Below are 12,988 nucleotides of genomic sequence, written 5' to 3' on the forward strand. Positions count from 1 at the left end.
GAAAATAAGTCGCCTGATTCGCCCGCGAGTCACCACCGCGCGGAACCGCGGTCAGTCCCGACGCGAGGCGAGCGCGAGCCAGCCACCGCCGGCGACGATGCCGAGGATGCCGACCAGTCCGAGGGGGCCGGAGAGCCCGAACAGCGTCGCCGCGAGGCGGTACGAGCCGGCGGCCCGGAGGGCGACGCCGGCGGCCGCGACGCCGAACGCCGAGAGCCAGAGCGCGCCGCCCAGCCGAGCCAGCCGACTGCGCCACAGGCGCTTTGCGAGACTCGTGAGCGGTCGTCGGGGGAGGTCGTCGGGGGGGTCGGCTGCCGGGGCGGCGTCGTCTCCGCGGTCGTCGTCGGGTGGGGCCTCGCGGGGCGAGAGAAACGCGGTCCCGACGCCGACGACGAAGCCCGCGAGGCCGACGGCGAGCGAGTGCGGGGCCGCGGCCCCGTTGAGCGCGGCGGCTATCGCCACGAGGCCGACGAGCTTCGAGCCGGCGTCGACGAGGCGGAACGCGCGGGGCGAGAGTGGAACGTTCATAGTCGAAGTCGGGGTCGGCGGGTCGCGAGCCTGTGCGTCAGCCGGCGGTGCCGAGTCGGCGCTTGCGACGTTTGAGGAGCCAGTAGACGACGGCGAAGTCGAAAAGCGGCATCCCCACGGTCAGCGCGACGAGCCACGGGTAGAGGACGGCGTCGGAGACGCCCAACACGGCGGCGACGGTGGCCCGCATCCCGTCGATAGAGAGGACGATGATGAGCATGACGGCCGCGACGCCGAGGGCCGTCTGGAGCGGTCGGTCGAGCGGGTCGGCGGTGAAGTGGACCGGGTGTTCGGGGTTATCGAGGAGCGGCCAAATCATCATCACGCCGATGATGAGCGAGGGGACGACGACGCCGCCGGCGAACCGGCCCCACTCGCCGAGCCACGAGGGCATCATCTTCAGCGAGCCGAACACCCACATGAAGAACCAGTCCGGGCCGACGTGCGAGGGCGTCGACGTGGGCGTCGCCGGGCCGATGGCGGCGATGCGCTGAACCGGGAAGAAGCCCGCGAGGAAGGCGACGGTCGCGGCCGTCAGGAGGAAGACGATAGTCGAAACGAGGAACTGCTGGGGGAAAAGCGGCATACCGACGACGACGCTGTCGTCATCGCCGTCGGGGCGGCCCTCGCCGCGGGAGCTCGGCGCGTGTTCGGTGTGTTTCTGCCGCATCAACACGGCCATGTGGAGGACGATAGCGCCGACCAGCGCGGCCGGGATGAGAAAGACGTGGAGGAAGAACATCCGCGGGATGACCTGGTCGGCTCCCGCCGGGAACGCCCCGCCGAAGACGAGCGACTGCAAGAACGAGCCGACGCCGGGAATCGTGCCGGTCATCTGGAAGCCGATGGTCGTCGCGGTCTTGCTGAAGTTGTCGTAGGGGAGCGCGTAGCCGAAAAAGCCCTCCACGAGGGCGAACAGGAGGAGGGTGCTCCCGATGAACCAGTTCGGCTCGTGGGGGTTGCGGTACGCGCCCGTGAAGAAGACGCGGAACATGTGCAGGGCGATTGCGGCGATAAAGAGGTACGCCGCCCAGTGGTGCATCATGCGTGCGAACATCCCGAAGGTGGTGTCGTAGGTGATGTGCAGGACGCTCGCGAACGCCGCTGGAACCTCCGTGCCGGCGTACTGGAGCGCGTTGCCCTCGTAGGTGACGCTGTTGACCGCCGGATTGTACAGGAGGCCGAGGAACGTCCCCGTCAGCCCGAGGATGACGAAGGTGAAAAGCGCGATTTCGCCGAGGAGGAACGAGCCGTAGTCGTCCTCCGGGAACGCCTTGCCGAGGAGCGTGTGGTCCAGTTCGAGCCGCTGGTCCAGCCAGTCGAACAGGGCGTTTCTGGGGTACGCCTCGTGGGTCCGGACCGTCAGGTCGGTCTCCGGGAGGTCGCCGCCCGCCTCGCCGCCGTCCGACCGCGCGTCGGGTCGGTCGTCGCCGGAGCCGTCGTTCGGTGCTGTCCCCGTCATCTCATTCCTCCGTCCCTATCGGCCCCTCGAACGGCCCCGTTGCGAGCAGGAGCGTCCCGTCCTCGTCGTCAGCGATGCCGAGGGGAAGCTGCGGGAGCGATCGCGAGGCCGGGCCGCCGGTCACGGACGCGCCCTTCGTCGGGTCGTAGAGGCTCCCGTGACAGGGACACCGAAGCTCGGAGCCCTGGTCGCCGGCGACGAGACAGCCCTCGTGGGTACAGACCTTCGAGTAGGCCACGTAGCCCTTGGCCGTCCCCTCGATGTTCGTGGGCGCTTCGTACTCGTCTTCGGGGAAGCGAAGCAGGAGCGTGGTCGCGCGCTTGGTGACGAGCGCGCCGCCGCCTTCCTTCTCCGGAAAGACGTCCATCTTGTCGAACTCGTCGGTCGAGAGCGCGTCGGCGGCGGTCAGGGGGTTGCCGTCCCTGTCGACGAGGCGGGTTCCCTCGACGTAGAGCGTCTCGCTTCCGGTGTCGAGGCTACCGGGAAGCCCGGCCGCGTAGTCGACGCCGAAGCTTCCGATGGCGGCCGCGCCGCCGATGCCGGCGAGGAGCTTCGCCATGTTTCGCCGCGTCAGTTCGTCGTCGCTCTGCGGGATGTCCGGGGCGTCTGTGTCGGTGTCGGTCTCAGTGTCGGTGTCGGTGGTGCGTTTGCTCATATCCGTGCGGGTGGTCAGTGGTCTCTGGTCTCTGCGACGGTGATGCTCGGGACGAAGTACGCCGTGTACGCGAGGACGGTCAGCGCGAGCGAGAGGAACAGCATCCCGGCGTAGGTGCCGAGGAACTGCGTCCGCGCCGGGCCGAGTCCCTCCAGCGCGAGGAGGGCGGCGAACGACACGTCCACCCACGAGAGGAGCGCCACGACGAGCAGTCCGGTCCGCGACGACACGGCCGGGACGTAGTCGAGAATGCGCCGGGACTCGGTCTCCATGTACGGGGGGACGGAGACGGTCGCGTGGCCGCCGTCGGCGACGACGGAGTCGCCGAGGTGGCTGATGCGGTCGAGGAACCGCTTTGTCCCGACCATCACGCCGACCATCCCGAGCAGCGCGACCCACGCGACGACGCCGGCCTGATTGACGCCGACTTCGACCGGGCCGGGGAGGTAGCCGCTCGCGGGCTGGAGGTCGGACGAGGTGTTGACGGCGACCGGCTCCGCGCCGGTGCCGACGCCGATACCCCCGCCTTCGGTCCCGCTCGTCAGCGCGACGTACCACATCGGGAGCAGTACGACCGCGATGAGGAGCAGGATGACTGCGGTTTCACGCCGCATCGGTTCTCACCGCCGAACGTCGGGTCGGATTCACCACGAATTTCATGAATGTACCAATAGTCTTACCTAATCGTTACTGCCGGATTGACGCTCCCACGACTGTGGGCCGACCGCGGATTCGCGGGAGCGACGATGCCACGTAAGCGTTCAGACGAGCGGTTATTTGTCTTTCTGTTTCGGAATGTTCGAGAACCAACAGAACTACAAGATAGTAGACGAACGGTCAGATAGTAGGCAGTATCAGCGGTAATACGAACTCAAACACCATTATGAACAGACGAACGTTCATGAAAAATATCGCGGGTGGAGTCGCCGTCCTCGGAGCGTCGACGGGCGTCACCGGGGCGTCGAACGAGAACTCGACCGCCGAGTCCGGCGGCGGTACAGACGCCGGCGGCGGTTCGGGCGGCGGCGGTTCGACCACCCATACTATCCAGATGGTGACAGAAGACGGGGAGTACTATTTCGACCCCGTCGGACTGCACGTCGACCCCGGCGACACCGTCGAGTGGGTCCTCGAAAGCGGCGACCACTCCGCGACGGCCTACGCCGAGTCGAATCAGGCCGAACAGCGCATCCCGGCGGACGCGTCCGGTTTCGACAGCGGCCTCTTGGGGGAGACCGGCGCGAGCTTCTCGTACACCTTCGAAGTCGAGGGCACCTACGACTACTTTTGTAGCCCGCACAAGCAGCTCGGGATGGTCGGTCGGGTCGTCTGCGGCGACCCCGGCGGGCCGGCCGAGGAGGGCGCGATTCCGAACGAGCCGGGGTCCGGTCTCATGCCCGGGTCGGGAGACATCGTCGAGGCGGGGTCGCTGTCGTATCCCTACGTCCCGAGCGGCGGGTCCTCGGGGTCGCTCCCGTGGCAGTTCTGGGCCGCGGCGGGCGGGCTCGGGACCGCCGTCGTCGCGATGGTCTCCAAGTACGACCGGGCGTCGGGCCGTTACAGCGAGTAAGCCGGGTCGCCCGTGGTTCGGATTCAGGTCAGGCCGCGGTCGGTCGCCCGACCGTCTCGCGGACGAACTTCCCGAGCAGGCCGAGCGTCGCCGCTCCCATCGCCGCGGCGAAGACGACGACGAAGACGGAAAGCGGGTCGCCGAGGTCGGAAAGCGCCCGCGAGCGGACGAAGTTCGCGGCGAGAACCGTCGTGACCGCGAACAGGACGACGCCGCCGAGGTTCGCCGGCGTCGAGTTCGGCTCCGAGACCGCGTCGCCGTTGAGTAAGACGAGCACGACGGCGATGGCGAACGGCGTGCCGACGAGGCCGAACGCCAGCACCAACACGAGAAGCGGGAAAAAGGCCCCGCCGAGGAACGCGCCGACGCCGGAGAACAGCGCCACGCCGGCGAGGAGCGCGCGGTAGCGGCCGTCCGAGAGGTCCGTCCCCCAGCCGAGTTTGTCGGCGACGAGGAACGGCGGGACGACGGTGTTGCCGCCGAGCGTGGAGACGGCCGCGCCCAAGAGGCCGAGCAGGAACAGCCACTTGGCGTTCGCGCCCGCAATCGGGCCGAGCGCCTGCGCGGCCGCCACCGCCGTGAGGTCGCCCGCGGCCACCTCGGGGCTGTGGAGGACGCTCGCGGCGACGAGGAAGATGGCGAGGCTGTAAACGCCGAAGGCGACGAGCATCGACGCGCCCACGTCGAACGTCGCCAGCCCGTAGTCGCGGGTCGTCCAGCCGCGGGCGCGCATCGTGTACGAGTGCATCGTGATGAGCGTGATGTGGACCGCGCCGCCGAGGATGCCGGCGGCGACGAGCGCGCCGTCGACGCCGGACGGGACGCGCGGGACGAGCCCGCCGGCCGCGGCCGCCGGGTCGATGGGAACCAACACCAGCGACGCGAGAAACGCGACGACGACGGCCGCCACGAGTCCCTTCGCGAGGAGTTCGACGAAGCGGTAGCCGCGCCCGGCGAGGCCGGCGGCGAGGACGACCGCCCACACGACGCCCCAGACGCGGGCGTCGACGCCGGTTATCGTCGCGCTCACGTTCGCGAGGCCCTGCATGATGACCAACTGGGCCAGCCCCGCGGCCAGCACCGCGTCGGCGACGAGCGCCCACGCCCAGCCGTCGCCCAACTCGCGTTCCACGACCGAGACGATGCCGTCCTCCGTGAGCAGGCCGAGCCGCATCGAGAGATACTGCGCCGACGCCCCGAGCACCGCCGAGAGCACGACGACCCACAGCATCGCGTAGCCGAACGTCGCGCCCGCGGTGAGCACGGTCGCCATCGTCGCCGGCCCCGCCGCCACGGCGCCGGCGACCCACGACGGCCCCATCTCCGAGAGATATCCCCGCCAGTCGCCGCCCGTCACCGCCGATACGTCGAGTCTGGGTTCGTTCATGCCGTCGTGGTCTCGGCGGTCGTCACAAAAGTGTTGTTACTGGGTGTTACAACCGAGTAATTCCCCGCGTCGCGGGAGGTGGCACGCGACGTTTTATCCGATGTTCGCGACAAACATAGGTAATGAACGATGGTGTCGGCACAATGAGACTCCTCGTCGCCGCTGACTCGGGCGTCGCGGCGGCGGTCACCGAGGCCGTCCGTCGGCGGCTACCACGGGTCGACATCGACGAGGTTCGAACCGCGGCTGCGGGGCTGACACTGCTCGACGACGCCGATGCCGACGCCGGTTTCGACTGCGTCGTCTCGGCGGACGACGTGGGAGCGACCGACGCGCTCGAGTTCCTCGCCGCGGTTCGGAAGCGAGACGCCGCGCTGCCGTTTCTCGTCGTCGCCGGCGGGGACTGCGAGGTGACGGCGAGCGACGCCCTCGACGCCGGCGTCACCGACTACGTCCGGGTCCGAGGGCCGGAGGGGTACGACGAGGTGGCCGCCCGAGTCGAGCGGGCGGTCGCGGCGTCCGGCCGGCGACCGGTCGACCCGTCGCTCGTCTACGAACGCGTCTTCGAACAGATACTCGAGGGGGCGTGCCTGTACGACCGCGATGGGCGGTTCATACTCGTGAGCGACTTCCTCGCCGGACTCTACGGGGCGACGCCCGCCGAACTCGAAGGCGAGCGGAGCCGCCTCGTCGAGACGATTCGCGAGGAACGCCCGGGCGACCCGTATCAGCGACTCTTGGACGGCGAGACAGACTCCCTCGAAGGGGAGACCGAACTCGTCACGCCGGACGGCGAATCGCGGATACTGAGCTATCGCTTCGCGCCGCTTCGGATGGCCGGTGAGGTCGTCGGCGTCATCGGCGTATCGAGGGACGTCACCGAACGACAGGAGCGAGAGCAGAAACTGAAGCGCGCCCGCGAGGAGTACCAGGAGCTCATCGACGGGATGAACGACACCGTCTGGGTCATCGACATCGACAGCCACATCCTCGCGGTGAACGAGACCGCGGTGGAGCTGCTGGGCTACTCGCGGGACGAACTCCTCTCGATGACGGTCCACGACATCGACGCGGGACTCAGCGACGACGAGGCGTCGGCGCTCGTCACCCAGATGCCGACCGACGGGACGCAGGTGTTCGAAACGGTCCACCGGGCGAAAGACGGTCGAGAGATACCCGTCGAAATCAGTTCGAGCCTCGTGACCTACCGGGGGGAGACGGTCGTGTTGAGCGTCGCCCGGGACATCACGACGCGGAAGCGCTACGAAGCGGAGCTCCGCGAACAGAATCGCCTCCTCGAAACGCAGCGCGACGAGCTCGGGGTCCTGAATCAGGTCGTCCGCCACGACGTTCGCAACGACCTGCAGTTAGTGACCGCCTACGCGGAACTGCTCGCTGAGTACGTCGACGACGGCGACGCGCGGGAGTACGTCGAAATCGTCCGGAGGCGCGCGAACCACGCGGTCGAACTGACGAAGACGGCCCGCGACATGGCCGAGATGATGAGCACCCGAGGGGTCGAGACCAAGCCGGTTCCCCTCCGGGGGGTGCTGGACGCGGAGCTCGCGTCGGTCCGCGACATGGCACCGGACGCGAACGTGGCGGTCGACGGCGAGGTGCCCCCGGTCACGGTGCTCGCCGACGACATGCTCGGCTCCGTCTTCCGAAATCTCCTGATGAACGCCATCCAGCACACCGACGAAGACGAGCCGACTGTCGACGTGTCCGTCACGCACGCCGAGCGCGAAGACCGCGTCGTCGTCCGCGTCGCCGACGACGGCCGCGGCGTCCCGGACGAGCGGAAAGACGCCATCTTCGCCAAGGACGAAAAGGGGCTGGAGAGTCGGGGGACCGGACTCGGACTGTACCTCGTGCAGTCGCTCGTCGAGAAGTACGGCGGCGACGTGTGGGTCGAGGACAACGACCCCAGCGGCTCCGTCTTCGCGGTCGAACTCCGACTCGTCGACGGCGGTCAGTCCGACTCGGACCAGTCGTCCCCGACGCGGTCGTAACCCATCATCTGGCTCCCCTCGTGTTCGGTGAAGACGACCTTCTGGTTCGACTCCGGCACGCCGAACCGCTCGGTGACGGCCTCGATGACCGCGAGGGCGAGGTCGCGCTTCCGGTCCGCCGTCCGGCCCGCCCGGATGTCGGCCTGCAAGACGACGGTCTTGTCTCCGGTCGCCCGGCCGAGGTGAATCGCCCGGGCCTCGCGGACGCTGACGGCGGCGTAGTCGGTGTCGGCGTCCATCCGTTCGGCGTACAACTCGGCCATCTCGGTCGCGAACTGGTCCGCCTCGCGCGCCGTGACCTCGAAGTCGAGGTCGAACTGGAGATGCGGCATCTGCGTGTGCGTCCGATACGCCCGCGGCGCAAAAGAACCCCCGTGGGAGGCGTCGAGACGTGCGGCGAGTCGCGGCTTACAGGTCCGCCACGTCTTCGATGGCGTCGGTCAGCGCCTTGATGGACTCCACGTCGTGTTCGCCCATGTGGCCGATGCGGAACGTCTTCTCCCCGAGCGCGGAGCCGTAGCCGTTCGAGAACGCCATGTCGTACTCCTCGTTGACCTTCTCGATAGTGGCGGCGACGTCGATGCCCTGCGTGTTCTCGATGCAGGCGACGGTCTGGGACTCGTAGCCCTCCTCGGGGAACATGTCGAAGTGCTCGTAGGCCCACTCGCGGGTGTACTCGGCCATCTCGCGGTGGCGCTTGTCGCGGCCCTCGTGGCCCTCTTCGAGCATGTGTTTCATCTGCTTGCGATACGCGAGCATGATGGGAATCGCGGGCGTCGAGTGGGTCTGGCCCTTGCGGTCGTAGTAGTCGAGGGCGCGCTGGAAACCGCCGTACCACGACGCGGAGTCCTTCGACAGTTCGCGCTCGTAGGCCTCGTCGCTGACGGTGCAGATGGCCAGCCCCGGGGGCATGGCGAACGCCTTCTGCGACGAGGCGAAGATGACGTCGATGTTGTGCTCGTCGATGTCGACGTAGTCGCCGCCGAGGGCTGACACCGCGTCGACGACGAAGTAGGTGTCGGGGTACTCGGCGACCACGTCACCGATTTCCTCGATGGGGTTGCGGACGCCGGTCGAACTCTCGTTCATCACGGTGGCGACCACGTCGTACTGCTTGTCGCTGGACTCCAGCGCCTCGCGGATGTCCTCGGGCTTGATGGCCTGCCCCCACTCGTACTCGATGCGGTCGACGTTCTTGCCGAGGCGCTCCGCGACGTTGGCGTGGCGCTCGCTGAAGCTCCCGCAGGTCGGCACGAGGATGTTCTCGTCGACGAGGTTGAGCGTCGACGACTCCCAGATTTCGGTGCCCGACCCCGTGAGAATCATCACGTCGTTGTCCGTGCCGAGGAACTCCTTCGTGTCCTCGACGATGGTCGTATAGAGGTCGGTCATGCGGTCCATGCGGTGGCCGAACATCGGCTGGCACATCTCCGCGATGACGTCCTCGCGCACCTCGGTCGGACCGGGGATGTACAGCGTCTTGTCCTGATAGTCGTCCGTGTATTCGCGTTTTTCCGTCACGTCATCCACCTGAATACGGGTCACTGCGTCGTGGGCGATGATGGTACTTGTGATTGCGACACTCGTCGCAGTTGCTCAGGCGGTGTTAACACGGGACAATACGGGCCGGCAGACGACGGATGGACGGATGGAGAACCCCCGCGGAGCGCGGCGGGTCCGCGCTCAGTCGTCGGCTTCGGCCGACTCGGCCCGCGGGACCGTCACGTCGGTCAGGCCGGCTTCTATCTGCTCGCGCCGACCTTCGAACTCGCCGGGGAGGACGAGGCGGCCGCCGAGGTCGTCGAGGGGTTCGTCGGCGGTGTAGCCCGGGTCGCTCGTGGCGAGTTCGAACAGGACGCCGCCGAACTCGCGGAAGTAGACCGACCGGAACCAGTGGCGGTTGATTTGGGCGGTCGGGCGCAGGCCCTTCGACTGGACGGCCTTGCGCATCGCCTCTTGGTCCTCGTCGGTCGGCGTCTGGAAGGCGACGTGGTGGACCGTGCCGAGGCCCTGTCGGCTGCTCTCGATGGTCGGCAGCACGTCCACGTACTTCCCGACGCTCCCGGTCGCGGCGAACCGCGTCCGCTCGTCGCCGGGGGTGTCGCCCTGCGCCTCCTCGGTGCCGACGCGCTCGAAGCCCATCGTTTCGAGGAGGTCTTCGGTGGGCTGGGGGTCGGCCAGCCAGAGCGTCACGGAGTGGAAGCCGCGAATCGCAACGTCTTCTGGGACGAACTCGGTCCACGGGACGGTCGGGTCGTCGCCGGGAATCTCGACTTCGACCAGTTCGACCGGGAGACCGTCGGGGTCGCTGAAGGGGAGGACCGTTTCACCGAATCGCTCGACTCGGTCGTCGTAGTCGACGCCGTACTCGTCGAATCGGTCCTCCCAGTAGTCGAGGCTCCCCTCGGGCACGCGGAACGCGGTCCGCGAGACCTGCCCGGTGCCGACCTTCCCGCGCGAGAGGTTCTCCCACGGGAAGAACGTCATGCTCGTGCCGGGCGTCCCCTCCGCGTCCGTGAAGAAGAAGTGGTACGTGCTGGGGTCGTCCTGATTGATGGAGCGCTTGGCGAGGCGGAGTCCGAGCGTCTCGACCCAGAAGTCGAGGTTCTCCTGCGGGTCGCCCGCGATGCAGGTGACGTGGTGGATGCCGGGTGTCGGCGTGGGTTCTGCCATAGGCGGTCCTACGGGCCGCAAGGACTTGAGTATCCGCTGACGCGAGTGTTACCGGGTCGGGGCGGCGTCATCGCCGCTCGCACGGACCCGGCAGTCGAATCGGTGAGACACACGTTTTTGACCATCGACGGTGACGTTCGACGTATGCAGACACGCGCACTCGGCGACACCGGCCACGAGAGTAGCATCGCGACGTTCGGCGCTATCGCGCTCAACTGGCTCGAACAGGAGGGCGCGAACCAGATGGTCGAACACGTCCTCTCGAAGGGCGTCAACCACTTCGACGTGGCCCCGACCTACGGCGACGCGGAGCTCAAACTGGGGCCGAAGCTCCGCCAGCACCGCGAGGACATCTTCCTCGGCTGTAAGACCCAAGAGCGGAGCTACGAGGGCGCGAAACGGAAACTCGACCGCTCGTTCGACCGCCTCGGCGTCGACTACATCGACCTCTATCAGGTCCACGGCCTCGAATACGAGTCCGAACTGGACGAAATCACCGCCGACGACGGCGCGCTCGCGGCCTTCCGCGAGGCGAAAGACGAGGGGAAAATCGGCCACATCGGCCTGACGAGCCACGGGAATCCCGGACTCATCCGCGATGCCATCGACCGCATCGACGACCTCGAAACCCTGATGTTCCCGCTGAACCCCGTCGTCGTCGGTAAGGGCGACGACGAACACGACTACGAGGGCGTCTTCGAGGCGGCCGAAGAGGCCGGCATCGGCACGCTCGGCATCAAGGCGTTCGCCCGCGGCCCGTGGCCCGACACCGACGAACTGCCCGAGGCCGACCGACCGTTCTCCAACTGGTACGAGCCGGTCGACACCCCGAACGAAATCGCGGAGCGGTTCGACTTCGCGGCCGCGCAGGGCCTCACGAGCGTCGTCACGCCGGGCGACCCGAAGCTCGTTGCGATGGTTCTCGACGCCGCGACGCGGTACAACGGCATGGACGAGACGGCCCAGCGGTCGCTCGTCGAGCGCCTCCGCCACGACGAGAGCCCGGTGCCGGAGCAACTGCACCACTAGCGAGGCGAGACGACTCCCGCCTCGGATTCCATCCGCCGCAAATGGACGTTCCAACGACCGTCACGGCCGCCCTCGACGACCGGCCGGTCCGGGGCGCGGTCTGTCTGGAGGCCGGCGCGGGGACCGGCAACGCCACCGCCGGACTCCTCGACGCGGGCGCAAAACAGGTCTACGCCGTCACCAACGACCCCGAGCACGCGACAATCGTCCGCGACCGCGTGGCCCCGTCGCCGACGGACCGAGCGAGGACCGCAGTGCTGGAGGCGGATGTTCGAAGCCTCCCGCTCGCAGACGATTCGGTCGGTATCGTCACCGCTCACGGGCTGTTCAACCTCGTCGGTCCAGCGTCGGTCGCCGCCGTCGCGCGCGAGCTGACGCGGGTCGCCGCGCCCGGCTGTCACCTCGTCGTCGACGACTACGAACCGCTCCCCGACGACGCCGCGATTCGGGAGCTGTTCGCGCTCGAAAACGCGGCGAGCCAGTTGGCCCGCGGGCGACCCGCGCTGACGTTCTATCCGGCCGACGCGCTCGGGGCGCTCTTTTCGGGACACGGCTGGCGCTTCGACCGCGAACTGACCCTGCTCGACCCGGTCCCGTGGTCCGAAAGCCACGTCGAGGCGCACGCGTCGGTTGCGGAGTCGCTGGCGGCTGAAGTCCCCGGGGAGATGGGCGGGTGGCTCGCGGGCGAGGCTGACCGCGTCGCCGACGCGGTCGAATCGGAGTCCGCGGGCGAGATGTACAGCGTGGCGATGCGGCTGTCCGACTCGCGGACGGACGCGACAGAGTAGGCGCGGCCGCTACTCCTCGCGGTCGAACGTCACGGCGTCGAACCAGCCGTCGACGACGCCCTTGAGCGCGCCCGTGGTACTGCCGAGATTGATGAGCTGATAGCCGTTTTCCGCCTTCTCGTTCACGTCGTCCATGCCGAAGCCGAGGCCGCCGACGGGGACGCCCGCATCGACCGCGGCCGAGCGGATGCGCTCGACCGCCTCCTGCACGTCCGGGTGGTCTATCTCGCCGGGGTGGCCGAGCGCCACCGAGAGGTCGAACGGCCCGATGAAGACGAAGCCCAGTTCGGGCACGTCGAGAATCGCGTCGAGGTCCGCAAGCGACTCGGCGGTCTCGATGGTCACGCCGACGAGCGTCTCGCGGTCCTCACCTGCAACGTAGTCGTCTGCGAGTCCCCAGCGGCGGGCGCGCGGCGACGCGAGGCCGCGGTCGCCGGGGCCGTCGCCGTAGGTAAAGCGGGCCGACCGAACCGCCTTGCGCACCTCCTCGGCCGACTCAACGCGCGGGAGGAAGACGTTCCTGACGCCGAGGTCGAGGGCCTTCCGGACGAACTCGGGGTCGGTCGTCGGGAGCCGAACCAGCGGCTCGATGCCGGTTCGTTCCGCCGCGCGGAGGAGGTCTTCCATCGCGCCCGAGTCGAGCGGGCTGGGGCCGCCGTGTTCGAGGTCGAGCCAGACGAAGTCGAGACCGAGTTCGCCGTAGAACTCCACGAGCGTCGGGCAGTAGGCGTTGTCGAGGACGCCGAGCGCGACGCCGCCGGCCTCGATTCGGGCGCGGAGCGCGTTCGATGATGGTGTCGCTACCATGTTCGTGGTACGACACGTAGCCAGAAAAGGGGCGTGGCGAGCGTCGGAGAGCCGCGTCGCCGGTCGTTGGTCGCCGG

Annotated in this window: 13 protein-coding genes; 4 read left to right on the forward strand and 9 right to left on the reverse strand. The window is 68.3% G+C overall.

Annotation, left to right across the window (positions count from 1 at the left end):
• Positions 1-51: 51 nt before the first annotated feature.
• Genes E4P24_RS13460 through E4P24_RS13475 form a run of 4 tightly spaced genes read right to left on the reverse strand, consistent with a single transcriptional unit; the run spans position 52 to position 3,259 of the window.
• Entirely contained in the window at positions 52-528 is a 477-nt protein-coding gene (locus E4P24_RS13460) for a hypothetical protein (protein ID WP_006601491.1), read from the reverse strand.
• A 37-nt stretch (positions 529-565) separates the two neighbouring features.
• On the reverse strand, positions 566-1,990 hold the full coding sequence (locus E4P24_RS13465; RefSeq protein WP_004042783.1) for a cytochrome bc complex cytochrome b subunit: 1,425 nt from the start codon (positions 1,988-1,990) through the stop codon (positions 566-568).
• Position 1,991: 1 nt separating this feature from the next.
• Positions 1,992-2,645, reverse strand: coding sequence for a ubiquinol-cytochrome c reductase iron-sulfur subunit (locus tag E4P24_RS13470; RefSeq protein WP_004062316.1), 654 nt, complete (start codon positions 2,643-2,645; stop codon positions 1,992-1,994).
• 14 nt (positions 2,646-2,659) lie between these two features.
• Positions 2,660-3,259, reverse strand: a complete 600-nt coding sequence (locus tag E4P24_RS13475; protein ID WP_004042787.1) for a hypothetical protein — start codon at positions 3,257-3,259, stop codon at positions 2,660-2,662.
• Positions 3,260-3,528: 269 nt separating this feature from the next.
• Here E4P24_RS13475 and E4P24_RS13480 point away from each other — a divergent pair, with 269 nt between their 5' ends.
• Positions 3,529-4,215: a plastocyanin/azurin family copper-binding protein gene (locus E4P24_RS13480; protein WP_006601492.1), complete on the forward strand. Its 687-nt coding sequence runs from the start codon at positions 3,529-3,531 to the stop codon at positions 4,213-4,215.
• Between the two features lie 28 nt (positions 4,216-4,243).
• Here E4P24_RS13480 and E4P24_RS13485 read toward each other — a convergent pair whose 3' ends face one another.
• Positions 4,244-5,602: an NRAMP family divalent metal transporter gene (locus E4P24_RS13485; protein WP_115802837.1), complete on the reverse strand. Its 1,359-nt coding sequence runs from the start codon at positions 5,600-5,602 to the stop codon at positions 4,244-4,246.
• Between the two features lie 143 nt (positions 5,603-5,745).
• Between E4P24_RS13485 and E4P24_RS13490 the strand changes: the two genes are divergently transcribed.
• Positions 5,746-7,614 carry a PAS domain S-box protein gene (locus E4P24_RS13490; protein ID WP_115861882.1) on the forward strand — a complete coding sequence of 623 codons (1,869 nt, stop codon included), beginning with the start codon at positions 5,746-5,748 and terminating at the stop codon, positions 7,612-7,614.
• Here the strand turns inward: E4P24_RS13490 and E4P24_RS13495 are convergent.
• From E4P24_RS13495 to E4P24_RS13505, 3 genes are all read right to left on the reverse strand, one after another.
• Complete coding sequence (locus E4P24_RS13495) at positions 7,575-7,946, reverse strand: tautomerase family protein (protein WP_004042795.1); 372 nt, start codon at positions 7,944-7,946, stop codon at positions 7,575-7,577. The genes E4P24_RS13490 and E4P24_RS13495 overlap by 40 nt on opposite strands.
• A gap of 76 nt (positions 7,947-8,022) precedes the next feature.
• Positions 8,023-9,135 carry an alanine--glyoxylate aminotransferase family protein gene (locus E4P24_RS13500; RefSeq protein ID WP_188148684.1) on the reverse strand — a complete coding sequence of 371 codons (1,113 nt, stop codon included), beginning with the start codon at positions 9,133-9,135 and terminating at the stop codon, positions 8,023-8,025.
• A gap of 162 nt (positions 9,136-9,297) precedes the next feature.
• The gene (locus E4P24_RS13505) at positions 9,298-10,287 is read right to left on the reverse strand and encodes a ring-cleaving dioxygenase (protein ID WP_004062307.1); all 990 of its coding nucleotides are present in this window, start codon (positions 10,285-10,287) and stop codon (positions 9,298-9,300) included.
• 144 nt (positions 10,288-10,431) lie between these two features.
• On the opposite strand from E4P24_RS13505, the gene E4P24_RS13510 reads away from it, so the two are divergent.
• Complete coding sequence (locus E4P24_RS13510; RefSeq protein WP_188148586.1) at positions 10,432-11,316, forward strand: aldo/keto reductase; 885 nt, start codon at positions 10,432-10,434, stop codon at positions 11,314-11,316.
• A gap of 41 nt (positions 11,317-11,357) precedes the next feature.
• Positions 11,358-12,104 carry a class I SAM-dependent methyltransferase gene (locus tag E4P24_RS13515; protein WP_115861785.1) on the forward strand — a complete coding sequence of 249 codons (747 nt, stop codon included), beginning with the start codon at positions 11,358-11,360 and terminating at the stop codon, positions 12,102-12,104.
• A 9-nt stretch (positions 12,105-12,113) separates the two neighbouring features.
• Here E4P24_RS13515 and E4P24_RS13520 read toward each other — a convergent pair whose 3' ends face one another.
• The gene (locus E4P24_RS13520) at positions 12,114-12,911 is read right to left on the reverse strand and encodes an HpcH/HpaI aldolase/citrate lyase family protein (protein WP_004042805.1); all 798 of its coding nucleotides are present in this window, start codon (positions 12,909-12,911) and stop codon (positions 12,114-12,116) included.
• Between the last annotated feature and the right edge of the window lie 77 nt (positions 12,912-12,988).

The organism is Haloferax sp. AS1, assembly GCF_014530665.1.
Lineage (GTDB): Archaea > Halobacteriota > Halobacteria > Halobacteriales > Haloferacaceae > Haloferax > Haloferax volcanii.

What these genes read in the sequence shown, in the direction of transcription:
- E4P24_RS13460 (WP_006601491.1), bottom strand. Translation starts at nt 528, where the DNA reads ATGAACGTTCCACTCTCGCCCCGCGCGTTCCGCCTCGTCGACGCCGGC.
- E4P24_RS13465 (WP_004042783.1), bottom strand. Translation starts at nt 1,990, where the DNA reads ATGACGGGGACAGCACCGAACGACGGCTCCGGCGACGACCGACCCGAC.
- E4P24_RS13470 (WP_004062316.1), bottom strand. Translation starts at nt 2,645, where the DNA reads ATGAGCAAACGCACCACCGACACCGACACTGAGACCGACACCGACACA.
- E4P24_RS13475 (WP_004042787.1), bottom strand. Translation starts at nt 3,259, where the DNA reads ATGCGGCGTGAAACCGCAGTCATCCTGCTCCTCATCGCGGTCGTACTG.
- E4P24_RS13480 (WP_006601492.1), top strand. Translation starts at nt 3,529, where the DNA reads ATGAACAGACGAACGTTCATGAAAAATATCGCGGGTGGAGTCGCCGTC.
- E4P24_RS13485 (WP_115802837.1), bottom strand. Translation starts at nt 5,602, where the DNA reads ATGAACGAACCCAGACTCGACGTATCGGCGGTGACGGGCGGCGACTGG.
- E4P24_RS13490 (WP_115861882.1), top strand. Translation starts at nt 5,746, where the DNA reads ATGAGACTCCTCGTCGCCGCTGACTCGGGCGTCGCGGCGGCGGTCACC.
- E4P24_RS13495 (WP_004042795.1), bottom strand. Translation starts at nt 7,946, where the DNA reads ATGCCGCATCTCCAGTTCGACCTCGACTTCGAGGTCACGGCGCGCGAG.
- E4P24_RS13505 (WP_004062307.1), bottom strand. Translation starts at nt 10,287, where the DNA reads ATGGCAGAACCCACGCCGACACCCGGCATCCACCACGTCACCTGCATC.
- E4P24_RS13510 (WP_188148586.1), top strand. Translation starts at nt 10,432, where the DNA reads ATGCAGACACGCGCACTCGGCGACACCGGCCACGAGAGTAGCATCGCG.
- E4P24_RS13515 (WP_115861785.1), top strand. Translation starts at nt 11,358, where the DNA reads ATGGACGTTCCAACGACCGTCACGGCCGCCCTCGACGACCGGCCGGTC.
- E4P24_RS13520 (WP_004042805.1), bottom strand. Translation starts at nt 12,911, where the DNA reads ATGGTAGCGACACCATCATCGAACGCGCTCCGCGCCCGAATCGAGGCC.